Below are 15,658 nucleotides of genomic sequence, written 5' to 3'. Positions count from 1 at the left end.
ACTTTTACTTTCCTACTTGGGCGACTTCCGCATCCAGCTCCGCAATACGTTTTTTCATCAAATCATGGCAATGAGACGCCAGTTCGCGCACATTTTCTTTGCTGTAACTTTGCGTATCAATAGGTTGCATAATTTCACAAATTACCTTGCCGTTATTCCAACGGTTTAAATCAATTTTCTTATGGGTTGTCGAACAAACTACCGGAATAATCGGCACGCCGGCGGAAATCGCCGCATGAAAGGCGCCGGTTTTAAACGGCAACAAACCGCGACCGCGGCTGCGAGTACCTTCGGGGAACATCCAAATTGAAATATTATCCTGCTGAATTCGACGCGCTAATTCCGTCATTGTGTTATGAGCTTTATTTTTATTGTCGCGATCCAGAAAAATATTCCCCGTCGCCCAATATAAAATACCGAAAAACGGCACCCAAATCAGGCTTTTCTTACCCACACTTACCGTACGCGGGCGTACCATGTAGGAAATCGTCACCATATCGTAATTATTTTGATGGTTACCGATATAAATTGCCGGCACATTCTGATCCACATTATCCGGGAAACGATGTTCGACCCGCAAACCGAACAAAGGGTATAAACGCCCGAACCAACGCGCCATTACGCCTACATTACTCGGGTGTCTAAAACGGATTAAAGAGAAAATCGTGCCTAATACGCAAATTAAAACGCAACAGATAGCCACAAGAATAATTCGAATTAATTTCAACATAATTTAATACCTTAAAAAAATTTGCTAAAGTATAGCGAAATTAGCTAATTAAGTGTAGAAAATCCCAATAAAAATTCGACTGTTTGGCAAAAAAATCACTAACTTAAAAAATTCAAATAACATGAAAAAAACCTATTTTATCTCTGATCTTCATCTCCGCGAAAATCGCCCGAAATTGACCGCACTTTTTGAGCATTTTATGCACAATATTGCTCCTCAGGCACAAGCGGTTTATATCCTTGGCGATTTGTTCGATTTTTGGGTCGGTGACGATGAAAAATCACCGTTAATAAGCAGGGTTCAGGCACAAATTAAGCAACTGACCGAAAAAAACATTCCTTGTTATTTTATTCATGGCAATCGGGATTTTTTACTGGGCGAAAAATTTGCCGAATCCTGCGGTTTACAGCTATTACCTGATTACAAAATAGTAAATTTATACGGTACGGATACATTAATCTGCCACGGCGATACGCTTTGCACCGATGATGTGAATTATCAGACTTTTCGCCGAAAAGTACATCAAAAATGGCGACAACGGCTGTTTTTATTGTTACCGTTAAAAGTGCGCATAAAAATTGCCGATAAAATTCGCAGACAAAGCCGGCATGATAAAAAAATGAAATCTGCGGAAATTATGGATGTTAACGGAGAATTTGTGTGTCAGATTTTTGAACGTTTCAAGGTGCGGCAAATGATTCACGGACATACGCACCGACAAAATATTCATCAAATTCCACCGCACTTTAAGCGAATCGTATTAGGCGACTGGCATGATGACTACGCCTCTATTCTGGAAGTGAGCGAACAAGAAACCTATTTCCTGCCGCAAACGGCGCGATAAATACAAAAAGCCGGCAATAACCGGCTTTTTGTTCGTAATAAGCTGAATTATTTTACGCGAGAAACATATTCGCCTGAGCGAGTATCCACTTTAATTACTTCGCCGATTTGAATAAATAAAGGCACTTTAACTACTGCGCCGGTGCTTAACGTCGCAGGTTTACCGCCGGTACCCGCAGTATCGCCTTTTAAGCCCGGATCCGTATCCACAACTTCTAATTCGACAAAGTTAGGCGGAGTAACCGAAATCGGCGAACCGTTCCATAATGTGATGATACATTCGGCTTGATCTAACAACCATTTTTCCGCATCGCCTACCGCTTTTGAATCGGCGGAATATTGCTCAAATGTTTCCGGGTGCATAAAATACCAGAAATCTTCATCTTTGTATGAATAGTTTAAGTTTAAATCCATCACGTCTGCCGCTTCAACAGAAGTACCGGATTTAAAGTTCACATCTAATACTTTACCTGAAATTAATTTACGAATACGGGTGCGCGTAAAAGCTTGACCTTTACCCGGTTTTACAAATTCATTTTCAACGATCACGCAAGGTTCGCCGTCTTGCATAAATTTTAGACCTGGTTTGAAATCACTGGTAGTATATGTAGCCATTATTATCCTCAATTTAATAGAGCTGTTTTTTTAAAGTGCGTATTTTAACTCAAAATAACCCAGTTAGAGAAGAGAATTGGTTAGAAATTCTTGCAAATTCCATTTCCGATCCGGAAGTTTTACTGAAAACTCTCTCCTTACCTATTGATAAATTTGAAAAAGATATTCATGCGCGCAAATTATTCGCCATGCGCGTACCATTGCCCTTTGTACGAAAAATGGAAGCCGGTAATGCACAGGATCCTTTATTTCTGCAAGCGATGAGCTCTGCCGACGAATTTCTAACTGTAGACGGTTTTTCAAAAGATCCTCTTGAAGAACAACAAGTCGTCGCACCGAATATTCTGCACAAATATAAAAACCGTTTATTACTCATGGTAAAAGGCGGTTGCGCCATTAACTGCCGTTATTGTTTCCGCCGTCATTTTCCCTATGCCGACAATCAGGGCAATAAAACCAACTGGCAAAAAGCGTTGGATTATATCTCGGCAAACCCGCAAATTGAAGAAGTGATTTTTTCCGGCGGAGATCCGCTTATGGCAAAAGATCACGAATTGGATTGGTTAATAAAAAAACTGGAAAAGATACCGCATTTACAACGCTTGCGTATTCATACCAGATTGCCCGTGGTTATTCCGCAACGCATTACCGGTGCGTTCTGCAAAATTCTTACGGAAAGCCGCCTCAATACGGTGCTGGTAACCCATATCAATCACGGCAATGAAATTGACGAACAATTAACACGGGCATTAAATAAATTAAAAAATGCCGGCGTAGTACTGTTAAATCAATCCGTACTGCTAAAAAATATTAACGACAACGCACAAACCCTGAAAAACTTATCGGATAAATTATTCCGGACCGGTATTTTACCTTATTACCTGCATTTGCTGGATAAAGTTGAAGGCGCGAGCCATTTTTATGTTCCGGATCAAAGAGCCGTTGAAATTTACCGGGAACTACAAAGCCTGACTTCGGGTTATTTAGTGCCTAAACTGGCGCGGGAAATCGCTCACGAACCGAATAAGACCCTTTACGGCGGTTAATTTTAAACGGGATAAGAATTGTTTTTATCCTAGGCAAAGGCTCAAACTTCCTATAAAATAGAGAGGTTTTTTGCCATTTATAATTCCAATTGATTTTGGTAATAAAACAAGCAAGGATATAATCCTGAAAGTTTTGTCGGATAACCGACACACAAAAATATTGATTTTTGTGACCGCACTTTCCTGTGCAACAGTTACAATAAGTTTAGCATTGAGGTATATCGTGGAAAGAACGCCCGAAAATAATCCATCTTCAGAAAAACCGTCACAAAATGAGTTGGATTTAGGTTTTAATCAAGTTGAACCCATCACGCCGAAAAAAGTGGTAAAGCCGGAACCGTCATTATTTAACAAAGCAAAAAGCATTTTTGCCAAAAAAGAAGCGGTGGAACCCAATCATTTCGCTGTGCGCAAAGAACCGACTTTCGGCGAATCCGCAGATAATGCAAAAATTGAAAATACTACGGAAAGCACTATCGCAGAAAAGGTGAAAACCGTTAGCGCAACAGCCACAAGTGCAACCAGCGCGTCCATTGAAAATATGAATTCGGATATTAATACTTCTGCGGAATCCTTTAACGCTCAAGATGTTCAAGCGGAACCTCAAGTGGAAACTTCATCAAAAGATACAACAGATACCGAGGTTAAAAGCAAGATGAAAAAACCTGAAGATTGGGCGGTAATGCAAAAATTACCAAGAAAACATCGCCGTTTAGCGATCGCATTAATTTGTGTCGTCATTTTATTACTCGCATTACTTTGGTTAAAACCGAGTTCCGATACGGTAGAAGATTTTCAAACGGATAATAACAAAAATTTACCGATCGAATTCCAGCCGCTGGATCAAAGTCAAGCAATTGAAAATGTTGATGTAAACAATACGGCGCCGACAACCGAAGCTGTCGAACAGGCAAATGCAACGGCGGAAAACGCCTTATCAGCGCCTGCGCCGACAACACCAAACCTACAATCCGAATCCGTCGCTACGGAAGCGGCGAAAGCTGAAACTACGGATACAACAAAGGTTGCAGAACAAGCAAAACCGATAGAAAAAGTTAAGGCTGTCGACACGCCTAAAGCAACGGAAAAACCAAGAGCCGTTGAACAGGTTAAAGCTAAACCGGCAGAAAAAACCAAAGCCACTGAAAAGGTAAGCGTGGCAGAAAACAAACCGGTTAAACCGGCGCCGAAAAAACCATCCGTCACCGACGCAAAACCGGCTACGGTTTCCGCTGCCGGCAGTGCTTCAAAAACATTGGTCATTCCGCAAGGAACATCATTAATGCAAGTATTCCGTGACAACAATCTGAATATTTCCGACGTAAATGCAATGACTAAAGCAAACGGTGCCGGCGGTGCGTTAAGCAACTTCAAACCGGGTGATAAAGTACAGGTTTCTTTAAATGCGCAAGGCCGTGTTAAAACCATGCGGTTGGCAAACGGCGCAACCTTTACTCGCCAGGCTGACGGGACATACCAATACAGTAAATAACGGAGCCACATTTTGAAAACGCTACTCTTACTTTCCACAATGTTACTGATGACCGCTTGTAGCAATTCGGTTTCTGTTCTTCCATTGCCTTCTACAGCCAAACCGGCGGTAAAAACGGCGGTAATGGATAAAACCACACAAAAAGGGACGGCAACATTATATCGTTGTAAGGATGACAAGGAAGTAAGAATAGTTCGTAATATTAATACGGGTAATAAGAGCAAAAAACGCCAAAAATCAGGTTCGGTTATTAACCTGACTTTCAATAATGTGACACAAAAGCTAACTTCAACGGTCTCTGAAAGCGGTAATAGCTACACCAATATTCACTGGCATTGGTTCGAACGCGGCGATGCCAATATGCTGACCACCAGCGTCGGCAAGGTATTGGCGGAACAATGTATTATACAAAAAGCTTCTCCGTTAGAAGCCTTAGAAAAAGATACTAATAAATAATTAGTCATTTAAAAAGCATCTTGAGTTTGAGATGCTTTTTTCTTTAAAATTCGTCTGTTTTACTTTATGAGCATAACAAACAAAAAGTGCGGTGAAAAATTCAAAATTTTTGACCGCACTTTTATAAATTAATAAACGGCATAGTCCGCTCTATTCCATTTAATGGTAATGGAATTATTTATTTTTGCCTTCCAAATAAAGCCATTCCGCCACTTGTTTGGCAAAATAAGTCAAAATTCCGTCTGCGCCTGCCCGTTTAAAGCAAAGCAGACTTTCCATAATACATTCTTTTTCTTTTAACCAGCCGTTTTGAATAGCCGCCATCATCATGGCATATTCACCGGAAACCTGATAAGCGAAAGTCGGCACCCCGAAATAATCCTTTACACGATAAACCATATCTAAATAAGGCATGCCGGGTTTAACCATAACCATATCCGCACCTTCCTGCAGATCTAGGGCAACTTCCTGTAAACCTTCGTCGCTATTGGCAGGATCAACCTGATAGGTTTTCTTATCTCCGCCTTTTAAATTACCTGCAGACGCCACTGCATCACGGAAGGGACCATAGAAATTCGATGCATATTTTGCCGAATACGCCATAATCTGCGTATTGATAAAGCCTTCAGCTTCCAACGCCTCACGGATTTTACCGATACGACCGTCCATCATATCACTCGGAGCCACAATATCGGCACCGGCTTGCGCGTGCGAAAGAGCCTGTTTTACCAACACCTCCGTAGTGATTTCATTTACCACATAGCCGGTTTCGTCAATAATACCGTCTTGCCCGTGGGTGGTAAAAGGATCCAATGCAACATCTGTCATCACCCCTAATTGCGGATAAGCGGCTTTTAATGCGCGTACCGCTCGTTGTGCCAAACCATCGGTATTATAAGCTTCTTCCGCCATCAAAGATTTGCGTTCGGCGCCGACAACCGGAAATAATGCGATAACCGGCACGCCATATTTCACCAATAAACCGGCTTCAACTAATAATTGATCAATAGTTAAACGTTCCACGCCCGGCATTGAAGGAACAGGTTCTCTACGGTTTTCGCCTTCAATAACGAAAACGGGATAGATAAGATCATCGGCGGTAAGCGCGTTTTCCGCCACTAATCGACGGCTAAAATCATGTTTGCGTAAACGACGTAAACGACGGGCCGGGAATCCGGTGAAAATTTGCTGGGTCATAATATTTCCTTTTGTCTTTCCGTTTAATTTACAGATGAACAGGCACGAACATAACGGCGCCTAATGAATGGAGATTATTCTTTATGTTTGGTTAATTCCGAACTGCCGTTATCAGTTTCATCCTCTTTCGGGCGATAGAATCTTGCAAATAAAAGCCCGATTTCAAACAATAAACACATAGGTACGGCAAGCAATGTTTGAGAAAAAATATCCGGCGGCGTTAATAACATACCGATAATAAAAGCCGCCACAATAATATAAGGGCGTTTTTCTTTCAAATCTTCAGGCGTTGTCACCCCTGTCCAGCATAATAGAATAATGGCGACCGGCACTTCAAAACAAATACCGAAAGCTAAAAATAACGTCAGAACAAAATCAAGATAGCTGCTGATATCCGTTGCGATGGCAACGCCGTCCGGTGCGGTTTTTGTTAAAAAACCAAATACGATTGGAAATACAACATAATAAGCAAAGGCAACGCCCGTATAAAACAGCACGGTGCTGGAAAACAATAACGGATAAATCAACCGTTTTTCATGTTGATACAAAGCCGGCGCCACAAACGCCCAAACCTGATACAAAATATAAGGCACCGACAAAAATACGGCGGCAATACCGGTTAATTTGATTGGGGTAAAAAAGGGCGCGGCAACATTGGTTGCAATCATTGTGGAGCCTTGCGGCATTTGTTCTAATAAAGGCGTAGCGATTAAATGATAAATATCGTTTGAAAAATAAACTAAACCGCAAAATACAATTAATACGAACATAATTGAACGTAATAAACGATTACGTAATTCAACTAAATGGGTAATTAAGGGTTGAGACTCTTCAACGCTGCTCATATTGTTCTCTTACTTGCTTTAACTAGTTTTTTCTGTAGAAATTGGGTTCTCGGCAACATCATCCGGCGGCGCATATTTATCCATCATTGCCGCTAGCTGGCGATCCACTTCCGCCTGCGCATCAAGTTCCAAATCGGATTGTCCGTTTTGAATACTGTCCACGGAAGAAACGACAGAAGAAAGTGCGGTAGGATTTTCATCATTTTTTATTGAGAATTCGTCAGCAATGCTTTTTTCAACGGTATCCGATGTTGCTACGTCATTAGACTGAGTCTGCGCATTTTCTTCACGCAGAATTTGAATTTGCTCATCAATCGTCGTGTTGGTTTCAGCCGCCGCTTTATCTAAATCCGCTTTCATTTTTTCAGCGGAAGCCTTTAACTCTTCCACCGTTTTTGCGAGATCCGGCGAAAGATTTTTTAAATTGAGGTTTTCCGCCTTTTTAATACTTTCCTGTAATTCCTGTAATTTTAGCTCCTGAGCCAGCTCGTTTTGTACATTCGCGGCTAATCCGCGAATAGTACGAACCCAGCCCATTACAGTTCTAATCGCAACAGGAAGACGTTGAGGGCCTAGTACCACTAAGCCCACAATAAAAATAAGAAGTAATTCAGAAAAACCGATGTCAAACACGGATTAAGCCTGCTCTTTGTCTTTTACTTTTTCAGAGCCGGCAGTTGCGGATTCATCTTTATTTAAAGATTTGAATTCGGCATCTTTCGGATCATCTTCATTCATTGCTTTTTTGAAGCCTTTTACCGATTCGCCCAAATCCGTACCTAAAGTACGTAATTTTTTAGTACCGAAAAGTAAAACAATAATTGCAACAATAATAAGTAATTGCCAAATGCTAATGCCGCCCATGGATTTTCCCTCTTAGATTGGATAATAGAATAATAAAACGAGGGTGAATATACCGCGTTTATTCCTGTTGAACAATAGCCAACAGGGATTATTTTACAGATTTTAACATTTAACTAATGTTGTTTTGATCCGCAATAGGGATAAAGCAATTGCGGCGATTAACAGCACGAAACCGACACCTATATACAGGCTTTGTTTGTCCCAGCCGTAATCCAATAAAACACCGGCGGCAAGGGGAGCAAGAATCGCCCCGATACGCCCTACACCAATAGACCAACCCACTCCTGTGCTGCGGATATTAGCGGCATAAATACTTGGATTTAACGTATAAAGCCCGCTAATACAGCCGTTCATAAAGCCGCCTACAAGAATACCGAACAGCATTGCCAACCACAGGATTGATGAAGACAGAATAAAGATAATCACTGAAAAAGCCGATAATACGGTAAATTGCACTAACATTTGTTTTGCTTTCCAACGGCTCGCCAGTAAACCGTAAAGCAGGGAACCGCAAGTGCCGCCCAGCGAGACCATCATGCCGACACTCACGCTTTGTTCCGTCGTCATGCCCGCCTCTTTTAGTAAAGCCGGTGTCCATGAACTGACGAAGTAATAACAGAACATGATAGCGAAAAACGCGATCCAGATAAGTGCGGTGGATTTTCGATAATTTTTGTTAAACAACTGCGTAAGCGGCAATTTACTTGCTGAAGCAAGAACTTTTTCCGGTAATGTCCATTGCCCTTTCAATCCCATCTTTTTGGTAATCTTATTTAAACGGATCTGCGCATTGCGCGGCTGTTGGGTCATTAAGAAATCAATGGATTCGGGCAGCCAGATAAGTAACACAATTAAACAGACGGCGGTTAGAATAAAGCCCGCCAAAAACACCGCATGCCAACTGTATTCTTCCTGTAAAACCACCGCAAACATACCGCCAAGTACGGCGCCGATACCGAATCCCGAAGCATAAATACTAATTGCCAGACTACGCCATTTACGCGAGGAATATTCGCTGGTCAGAACGTTTGTTCCCACCAAAATCCCGCCGACTCCTAAGCCGGTAATCAGACGCCAAAAACCTAATGCGCCGTAGCTCGCACTATAAGCGGAACCTAACATTCCCAGCGCCGATAAAGTGACTGAAATCAATAATAACGGGCGACGTCCTATTTTATCCGCTAAAGGCGCTAAAAATAAGGAACCTGCAGCCATCCCCAATAAACCGGCACTGAATAAGTAGCCCAATTCGGCACCGCTTAAACCTAAATCTCCGCGAATTGCCGTTGCAGTAAAAGCCAGCGCTAAAACATCGAAACCATCAAGTAAATTCATAATCGCCGCAATGATTACAACAGTCCATTGGTATGCAGACATTGGATTATTATCAATATGTTCTCTCAAATTCATGATGGTTCCTTCTATAGTTTTCAGTTTAACTGTGTTGCGGTGTTATCCCCAACACATTACGTAAGATAAAATTCAGGGCGACGCCGTAAGCAGGTACAAACAGCACAATGCCGACAAATAATTTAAATAGATAATCCACAAACCCGAGTTCGACCCAATGTTCCGCCATAAACGGATCGGAAGACTGATAAAAAGCCACTGCAAAAAATAAGAAAGTATCCGCTAACGAGCCGAAAGTCATAGAACTCGAAGGCGCAATCCACCAGGTTTTTAACCGTCGTAAACGATTGAATACAAAAACATCAAGTAATTGCCCAAAGGCATAAGCACAGAAGCTCGCCAACGCAATACGGAATACAAAGCTATTAAAGGTCATCAGCGCCGACATATTTTGATATTGTCCGTCGGAAAATAAGGTTGAAATCACATAACTGATGATTAACGCCGGAAACATAACGGCAAATACAATCCAACGCGCCTCTTTCGCGCCGAAAATCCGAACTGTCAAATCCGTCGCCAAAAACACAAAAGGAAAAGTAATCGTCCCCCAAGTACTGTGAAAACTAAAATTTTCTTTTGCACCTAATGCGGTGAAAGGCAAATGAATTTCAAACGGAACCTGCACTAAATAGTTACTTGCGGCAATAATTAAAATATGAAATAAACTGATTAAAATTAACGCGCGTCGTTTTTGTTGATCATTAAAGATACTAAGAGATGTTTTCATTGAAATACCTTTTTGGAAATTGGGGGGAGGGAACCCAAACTAAAAACATTACATTATCTAAAGCTAATGCAATACGAGCGCGAAATAATACTTAATATAGAAAATTATGCAACTATAAATCAAATGAAAGGATTTTTTAATTTTTATGAAAAATTCTAATAATCGAATTATCGATATACGAATAGAAAAGTGCGGTCGGTTTTTTAAAAATTTCTAAATACGGAACAACAGAAGCTGTTTATCTTTTATAAACGGCCACATTATCGCCTAAAATATTTGAAAAATTCAGAAGAAATTAAAGCAGAAAATTTGAATGGCGGTGAGAGGGGGATTCGAACCCCCGATGCACTTTCGCACATACACGCTTTCCAGGCGTGCTCCTTCAACCACTCGGACATCTCACCGTTTTGGGCTGTTGAATAACAGGTGGCAGAACTATAAGAATTTATTGTCCCTTCGTCAAGTTTTTTTTGTTTTTTATTGAGCTAGCTTATTAATATATAACCAAAATAGGAGTAAAATGTGCAAGTTCGTCTGTTTTTTTACAGATGCCTTTCATTTTGTTCAATTTATATTCGGATTTCTATGTTAAAAAAATGGTTTATCACTAAAAACGTCTTTCTTGCGGTCAGACCTTTTAGTGCTTTAAAAGATAGCTTCCGTGAAGGCTATACAACACAAAAATTAGTTAAAGATATTATTGCGGGTTTAACCGTCGGCGTAATTGCCATTCCGCTTTCAATGGCATTGGCAATTGCAAGTGGCGTACCGCCGCAGCACGGCCTTTATACCGCTATCGTAGCTGGGATTATTATTGCGCTGGCGGGCGGTTCCCGTTTTAATATTTCGGGTCCGACTGCGGCTTTTGTGGTAATTCTCTATCCGGTTACCCAGCAGTTCGGTCTTAGCGGCTTATTAATGGCAACCTTATTATCAGGTATTATTTTGGTCATTATGGCGTTATTCCGTTTGGGGCGGTTAATTGAATACATTCCGTTGCCGGTGACTCTTGGCTTTACCTGCGGTATCGGTATCACTATCGGCACACTGCAAATTAAAGATTTTTTCGGCTTAACCATAGATAAAATGCCGGAGCATTATATCGGCAAAGTTCAGGCTATTATTACCGCCTTACCGACAATTAACTGGGCGGATGCTATGGTCGGTATCGTAACTTTATTAGTGCTGATTAACTGGCATAAATTACGTTTGCCGGTTCCCGGTCATTTACCGGCGGTAATTATCGGTACCTTATTATCCTTAGTATTAATTCACTTCGGTTATCATGTTGCCAGTATCGGTTCCGCTTTTGAATATACCTTACCGGACGGCTCCACCGGTCATGGTATCCCGAGCGTATTACCGCAATTTGCCTTACCTTGGAACATACCTAACGCCCAAGGCGAAGTGATTGAATGGAACTTCGCTATCATCCAAAATATATTGCCGGCGGCATTCTCCATGGCGGTTTTAGGGGCGATTGAGTCTTTATTATGCGCGGTCGTATTGGATAATATGACGGACACCAAACACCATTCCAATAACGAATTATTAGCACAAGGCTTAGGTAATATTGCCGCACCGTTTTTAGGCGGTATCACCGCAACTGCGGCTATCGCCCGCTCTGCGGCTAACGTAAAAGCCGGCGGACAATCGCCGATTGCAAGTATCGTGCACGCCTTATTAGTACTGTTCGCTTTACTGTTTTTTGCCGGCGCACTGTCCTATCTCCCCCTATCCTCAATGGCGGCATTGTTGTTGATGGTGGCATGGAATATGGCAAACGTACCGCAAATTATCCATTTAGCCCGTCGTTCCGGTAGAAATGAAATTGCCGTTTTAACGACCTGTTTAGTATTAACCGTTATTTTCGATATGGTTATCGCCATTAGCGTGGGCGTGCTATTAGCCAGCTTGTTATTTATCCGTACTATTGCGGAAATGACTAAATCCTTTGAAATCGCACATCCTGAAGATTTGGACGACGTATTGGTTTATCGTATCAGCGGTCCGTTATTCTTCGCCGCCGCGGATAATTTATTCGCCGATTTACATGAAAAAACCGTGCATACGGATCATGAAATCAGACATATTGTACTGCAATGCAGTGCGGTAACGGTTTTGGATGCCGGGGGAATTCATGCCTTAACGAGATTTGTTCAGCATATGCTTCCGCACCAGGAGCTATATATGTGTAATATGCAATTCCAGCCGCTACGTATGATTGTAAAATCAAATATGCTGACAGAAATTCAGAAAATTAATTTCAGCACCGACTTAAAAGAAACCTATAATAAAATTCGTTTGGTTGAAGCGGAAGATAAAAAATCTGAAGAGTAAACAAGTTTAGGCGCTTAATTAAGCGCCTTTATGCTTGCTGAAAATTTTAATCTGTTAAAAGTGCGGTCAAAAATCCGAAAGTTTTTTACTCGTCCTGACAAATAATTTGCCGTCAAACACAAATAAAGGAGCCTTGGCTCCTTTATTTGTTGTCAGCTATTAACTGCGACGATCCCTACGGTCTCTGCGATCATTACGTTCTCTGAACTCTCTGCGAGGCGCCCGCTCATTAAAAGCGCGGTTTCCTCTGTCATTAAAGCGACGTTCTTCACGTCTAAAACCGTTATCACGACGATCATTACGGCGACCTTCATGACGTTCACGACCTACGGTTTCACCGGCTTCACTTACAAATGTCATACGCATTTGTTTATTTAACACACGAGCCTTACCGAAAACCTGTAATAATTCTTTCGGCATACCTTGTGGTAATTCTACCGTTGAATATTCATCATAAAGTTTAATATGACCGATATTACGGCTGTTAATATCGCCTTCGTTGGCAATCGCACCGACAATATGACGAACATCAACACCGTCCGCACGACCGACTTCAATACGGTATAAATCCATCGGTTGAGGATTGCCGTAACCGCGGCGCTCTTCCGGACGACGTTCACGACGATCACCTCGCTCTCCGCGACGATCATCACGTTCGCGGCGACCGCGTTTTTCCATCGGCGGCTCAGGCGGAAGAATTAATTTCTGTTTGCCTTGTAATAACATCAACATTGCGGCCGCAATGTCTTCCTGATCCTGATCCGGAGTAAACAGACCTTCTAATAATAAACGATATTGTTCTAAATCATGATGTTCCAATTGTTTGGTAATTTTCGCTTTGAATTTTTCACGACGGCGAGCCTGTAACGCTTCGTGATTCGGTACGTCCACTTCTTCAATCGGTTTTTTCATTAAACGTTCGATATTACTTAACAAACGGCGTTCGCGCGGCTCTACAAACAAAATTGCGCTACCGGAACGACCCGCGCGACCGGTACGACCGATGCGGTGAACGTAAGATTCCGCATCTAACGGAATATCATAATTTACCACCAAACTAATACGTTCAACGTCCAAACCGCGAGCGGCAACGTCTGTCGCCACTAAAATATCCAGGCTACCGTTACGTAGGCGATCTAAAGTCTGTTCGCGCAGTTGCTGAGTCATATCGCCGTTTAATGCGGCGGCACGGAAACCGTGTTTTTCCAATAGTTCGGTAACGTCTAAAGTACCGGTCTTAGTGCGGGTAAAGATAATGGCTCCATCAAAATCTTCCACTTCAAGAAAACGCAACAAGGCTTCATTTTTACGATAACCGCGCACATACCAACAACTTTGCGCAATATCCGGATTAGTGCGTTGAGTAGATTGAATTTTTACCTCTTGCGGATCCGTCATAAAACGTTTGGTTATACGGCGAATCGGTTCCGGCATGGTTGCCGAGAAAAGCGCGGTTTGATGTTGTGCCGGCAATTCCGCCATCACGGTTTCCACATCATCAATAAAGCCCATACGCAGCATTTCGTCCGCTTCATCCAATACGATGAACTTTAACTCGGAAAGATTTAAGGTGCCGCGGCGGATATGATCTAAAATACGGCCCGGTGTTCCGACTACAACCTGTGCGCCCTGGCGTAATGCGCGTAATTGGATGTCATAGCGTTGACCGCCATAAAGTGTCGCAATGTGAACACCTTTTGCATTTTTAGTAAATAGTTCACAAGCTTCCGCTACCTGAATTGCAAGCTCACGGGTTGGCGCCATCACCAGCATTTGCGGATGTTTTTCTTCTATATCAATTTGCGCTAACAATGGAAGTGAGAATGCCGCCGTTTTACCGCTACCGGTTTGCGCCATACCTAACACGTCACGACCGTTTAATAAATGCGGAATACATGCTTGTTGAATTGGTGAAGGCGTTTCAAACCCCATGTCGGAAACAGCAGAAAGAATGAATTCAGGCAGGCCTAAATCCCCAAAAGTGATTTTAGTTTCAGTCATTAAAAATACTCGAATAGTAAGTAAGGAAAGCTCAATGCTTTCTTTGTGTATATAAAATTTGTTGAGAAAAAATGAGTATGTAAATTACTCGGCATCTAATTCCTTCGAATTCGGCGCCTGAGTTGTTTTCACTCTTTGTACAACAGCTTGTTCCGTTTGTTCGCTATTTGTCTTTAATTTAGCGAGCTCAAACAAAGCAAAACGATACTCAACAAAGTTATACACCTGATTCGCCATGGCTAATTTAAACAACGTTTCCGCTTCTTCCGCATGGCCTGCATTGAGTTTTTGTTTTGCTAGATAAAAGTAAGTTTCTGTTAAAATTTCCGCATATTGCGAAGACTGCGGATCAACAAAAACTTTCGCTTTGTCTAAAAGGTCTTTAACAGAAATCTCGTTCAGGTAATACTGAACAATATAGGTTCCCCAGTATTCGGTGGAAAGATCTTTCGCTCTCCGAGCCAAATTTTGTGTTGCCTCATTTGGTTTGAATTTCAATTCGTTAATATATAACCATAACGCGCGATAAGGATCGTCTTTTTTTGCTTCGTAGAATTTTAATAAATCCTGCTGAGCAAGGTTGTAACGTTCCATATAATAGAAATCTAAACCACGGTTTAAATAGGTATAATCATAATTCGGATCTAATTCCAACACCGCATTAAACGCTTCTAATGCACTGTCGTAATCTTCATCCAACAACAAATATAGACCTAAATAATTATAAATTGCAGGCGATCTCGGCTGCAATGCTAAGGCTTGAGTAAAATCATAACGGGCAAGCCCCCATAAACCGAGGCTATCATATAGTACTCCCCGTTCAAAATAAAGATCCGCTCGCTCATTTTTACTTAATTGTCCGATAATCAGCATTTGACTAATGCGCACAATCATCACTTCCTGATCAAAATGCACATTTGGGTATTGTTCACCGAGGATAATTTTATTTTTAGACACAAAAACATCATCCGCGCCATTAACACAGCCGGATAATGCAAATGCAAAAAATAAACCGGGTAAGAATACTACGAAGTTAAACAACTTTTTCAGTTGTATCATTGCCGATAAGCCCTAGCCAGACAAAAGTGAGAT

The 15,658-nt window shown here is 41.7% G+C and carries 15 protein-coding genes and 1 tRNA gene; 5 read left to right on the top strand and 11 right to left on the bottom strand.

From position 1 onward, the window contains the following. Positions 1–4: 4 nt before the first annotated feature. Positions 5–730 (bottom strand): 1-acylglycerol-3-phosphate O-acyltransferase, encoded by a 726-nt coding sequence (locus A4G13_RS00435; protein WP_090655961.1) that lies wholly within the window; start codon positions 728–730, stop codon positions 5–7. A 121-nt stretch (positions 731–851) separates the two neighbouring features. Between A4G13_RS00435 and lpxH the strand changes: the two genes are divergently transcribed. Next, positions 852–1,574 (top strand): UDP-2,3-diacylglucosamine diphosphatase, encoded by a 723-nt coding sequence (gene lpxH, locus A4G13_RS00430; protein ID WP_090655958.1) that lies wholly within the window; start codon positions 852–854, stop codon positions 1,572–1,574. A gap of 47 nt (positions 1,575–1,621) precedes the next feature. On the opposite strand, the gene efp is transcribed toward lpxH, so the two are convergent. Next, a complete protein-coding gene (gene efp / locus A4G13_RS00425) occupies positions 1,622–2,188 on the bottom strand; it encodes an elongation factor P (RefSeq protein ID WP_011199687.1) in 567 nt (188 codons plus the stop codon). A gap of 35 nt (positions 2,189–2,223) precedes the next feature. On the opposite strand from efp, the gene epmB reads away from it, so the two are divergent. The 3 genes from epmB to A4G13_RS00410 all read left to right on the top strand — a co-directional run bounded on the left by epmB (position 2,224) and on the right by A4G13_RS00410 (position 5,182). Then, positions 2,224–3,234 (top strand): EF-P beta-lysylation protein EpmB, encoded by a 1,011-nt coding sequence (epmB, locus tag A4G13_RS00420; protein ID WP_090655955.1) that lies wholly within the window; start codon positions 2,224–2,226, stop codon positions 3,232–3,234. 223 nt (positions 3,235–3,457) lie between these two features. Continuing rightward, entirely contained in the window at positions 3,458–4,726 is a 1,269-nt protein-coding gene (gene oapA / locus A4G13_RS00415; protein WP_041639546.1) for an opacity-associated protein OapA, read from the top strand. 12 nt (positions 4,727–4,738) lie between these two features. Further along, a complete protein-coding gene (locus A4G13_RS00410) occupies positions 4,739–5,182 on the top strand; it encodes an MliC family protein (RefSeq protein WP_090655953.1) in 444 nt (147 codons plus the stop codon). Positions 5,183–5,356: 174 nt separating this feature from the next. Here A4G13_RS00410 and hemB read toward each other — a convergent pair whose 3' ends face one another. From hemB to A4G13_RS00375, 7 genes are all read right to left on the bottom strand, one after another. Then, a complete protein-coding gene (hemB, locus tag A4G13_RS00405; protein ID WP_011199682.1) occupies positions 5,357–6,379 on the bottom strand; it encodes a porphobilinogen synthase in 1,023 nt (340 codons plus the stop codon). Between the two features lie 74 nt (positions 6,380–6,453). Beyond that, complete coding sequence (gene tatC / locus A4G13_RS00400; RefSeq protein WP_011199681.1) at positions 6,454–7,224, bottom strand: twin-arginine translocase subunit TatC; 771 nt, start codon at positions 7,222–7,224, stop codon at positions 6,454–6,456. 18 nt (positions 7,225–7,242) lie between these two features. Next, complete coding sequence (gene tatB, locus A4G13_RS00395) at positions 7,243–7,857, bottom strand: Sec-independent protein translocase protein TatB (protein WP_090655950.1); 615 nt, start codon at positions 7,855–7,857, stop codon at positions 7,243–7,245. A gap of 3 nt (positions 7,858–7,860) precedes the next feature. Next, positions 7,861–8,088, bottom strand: a complete 228-nt coding sequence (gene tatA, locus A4G13_RS00390) for a Sec-independent protein translocase subunit TatA (RefSeq protein ID WP_090655947.1) — start codon at positions 8,086–8,088, stop codon at positions 7,861–7,863. Positions 8,089–8,190: 102 nt separating this feature from the next. Next, positions 8,191–9,498, bottom strand: a complete 1,308-nt coding sequence (locus tag A4G13_RS00385; protein ID WP_011199678.1) for an MFS transporter — start codon at positions 9,496–9,498, stop codon at positions 8,191–8,193. A 25-nt stretch (positions 9,499–9,523) separates the two neighbouring features. After that, positions 9,524–10,225 (bottom strand): 7-cyano-7-deazaguanine/7-aminomethyl-7-deazaguanine transporter, encoded by a 702-nt coding sequence (locus A4G13_RS00380; RefSeq protein WP_011199677.1) that lies wholly within the window; start codon positions 10,223–10,225, stop codon positions 9,524–9,526. A gap of 314 nt (positions 10,226–10,539) precedes the next feature. After that, a tRNA-Ser gene (locus A4G13_RS00375) sits at positions 10,540–10,629 on the bottom strand. A 181-nt stretch (positions 10,630–10,810) separates the two neighbouring features. On the opposite strand from A4G13_RS00375, the gene dauA reads away from it, so the two are divergent. Next, complete coding sequence (dauA, locus tag A4G13_RS00370; protein ID WP_041639543.1) at positions 10,811–12,565, top strand: C4-dicarboxylic acid transporter DauA; 1,755 nt, start codon at positions 10,811–10,813, stop codon at positions 12,563–12,565. A gap of 159 nt (positions 12,566–12,724) precedes the next feature. On the opposite strand, the gene A4G13_RS00365 is transcribed toward dauA, so the two are convergent. Beyond that, on the bottom strand, positions 12,725–14,566 hold the full coding sequence (locus A4G13_RS00365; protein ID WP_090655944.1) for a DEAD/DEAH box helicase: 1,842 nt from the start codon (positions 14,564–14,566) through the stop codon (positions 12,725–12,727). A gap of 84 nt (positions 14,567–14,650) precedes the next feature. Further along, positions 14,651–15,625, bottom strand: a complete 975-nt coding sequence (gene nlpI / locus A4G13_RS00360) for a lipoprotein NlpI (RefSeq protein WP_011199673.1) — start codon at positions 15,623–15,625, stop codon at positions 14,651–14,653. Between the last annotated feature and the right edge of the window lie 33 nt (positions 15,626–15,658).

Source organism: Basfia succiniciproducens (genome assembly GCF_011455875.1).
Classification (GTDB): domain Bacteria; phylum Pseudomonadota; class Gammaproteobacteria; order Enterobacterales; family Pasteurellaceae; genus Basfia; species Basfia succiniciproducens.
This window is presented reverse-complemented; position numbering and strand designations above follow the sequence as displayed.

Bases quoted from the DNA above. Each gene is read 5' to 3' on its own strand.
- A4G13_RS00435 (WP_090655961.1), bottom strand. From the start codon at position 730: ATGTTGAAATTAATTCGAATTATTCTTGTGGCTATCTGTTGCGTTTTA.
- lpxH (WP_090655958.1), top strand. From the start codon at position 852: ATGAAAAAAACCTATTTTATCTCTGATCTTCATCTCCGCGAAAATCGC.
- efp (WP_011199687.1), bottom strand. From the start codon at position 2,188: ATGGCTACATATACTACCAGTGATTTCAAACCAGGTCTAAAATTTATG.
- hemB (WP_011199682.1), bottom strand. From the start codon at position 6,379: ATGACCCAGCAAATTTTCACCGGATTCCCGGCCCGTCGTTTACGTCGT.
- tatC (WP_011199681.1), bottom strand. From the start codon at position 7,224: ATGAGCAGCGTTGAAGAGTCTCAACCCTTAATTACCCATTTAGTTGAA.
- tatA (WP_090655947.1), bottom strand. From the start codon at position 8,088: ATGGGCGGCATTAGCATTTGGCAATTACTTATTATTGTTGCAATTATT.
- A4G13_RS00385 (WP_011199678.1), bottom strand. From the start codon at position 9,498: ATGAATTTGAGAGAACATATTGATAATAATCCAATGTCTGCATACCAA.
- A4G13_RS00380 (WP_011199677.1), bottom strand. From the start codon at position 10,225: ATGAAAACATCTCTTAGTATCTTTAATGATCAACAAAAACGACGCGCG.
- dauA (WP_041639543.1), top strand. From the start codon at position 10,811: ATGTTAAAAAAATGGTTTATCACTAAAAACGTCTTTCTTGCGGTCAGA.
- A4G13_RS00365 (WP_090655944.1), bottom strand. From the start codon at position 14,566: ATGACTGAAACTAAAATCACTTTTGGGGATTTAGGCCTGCCTGAATTC.
- nlpI (WP_011199673.1), bottom strand. From the start codon at position 15,625: ATGATACAACTGAAAAAGTTGTTTAACTTCGTAGTATTCTTACCCGGT.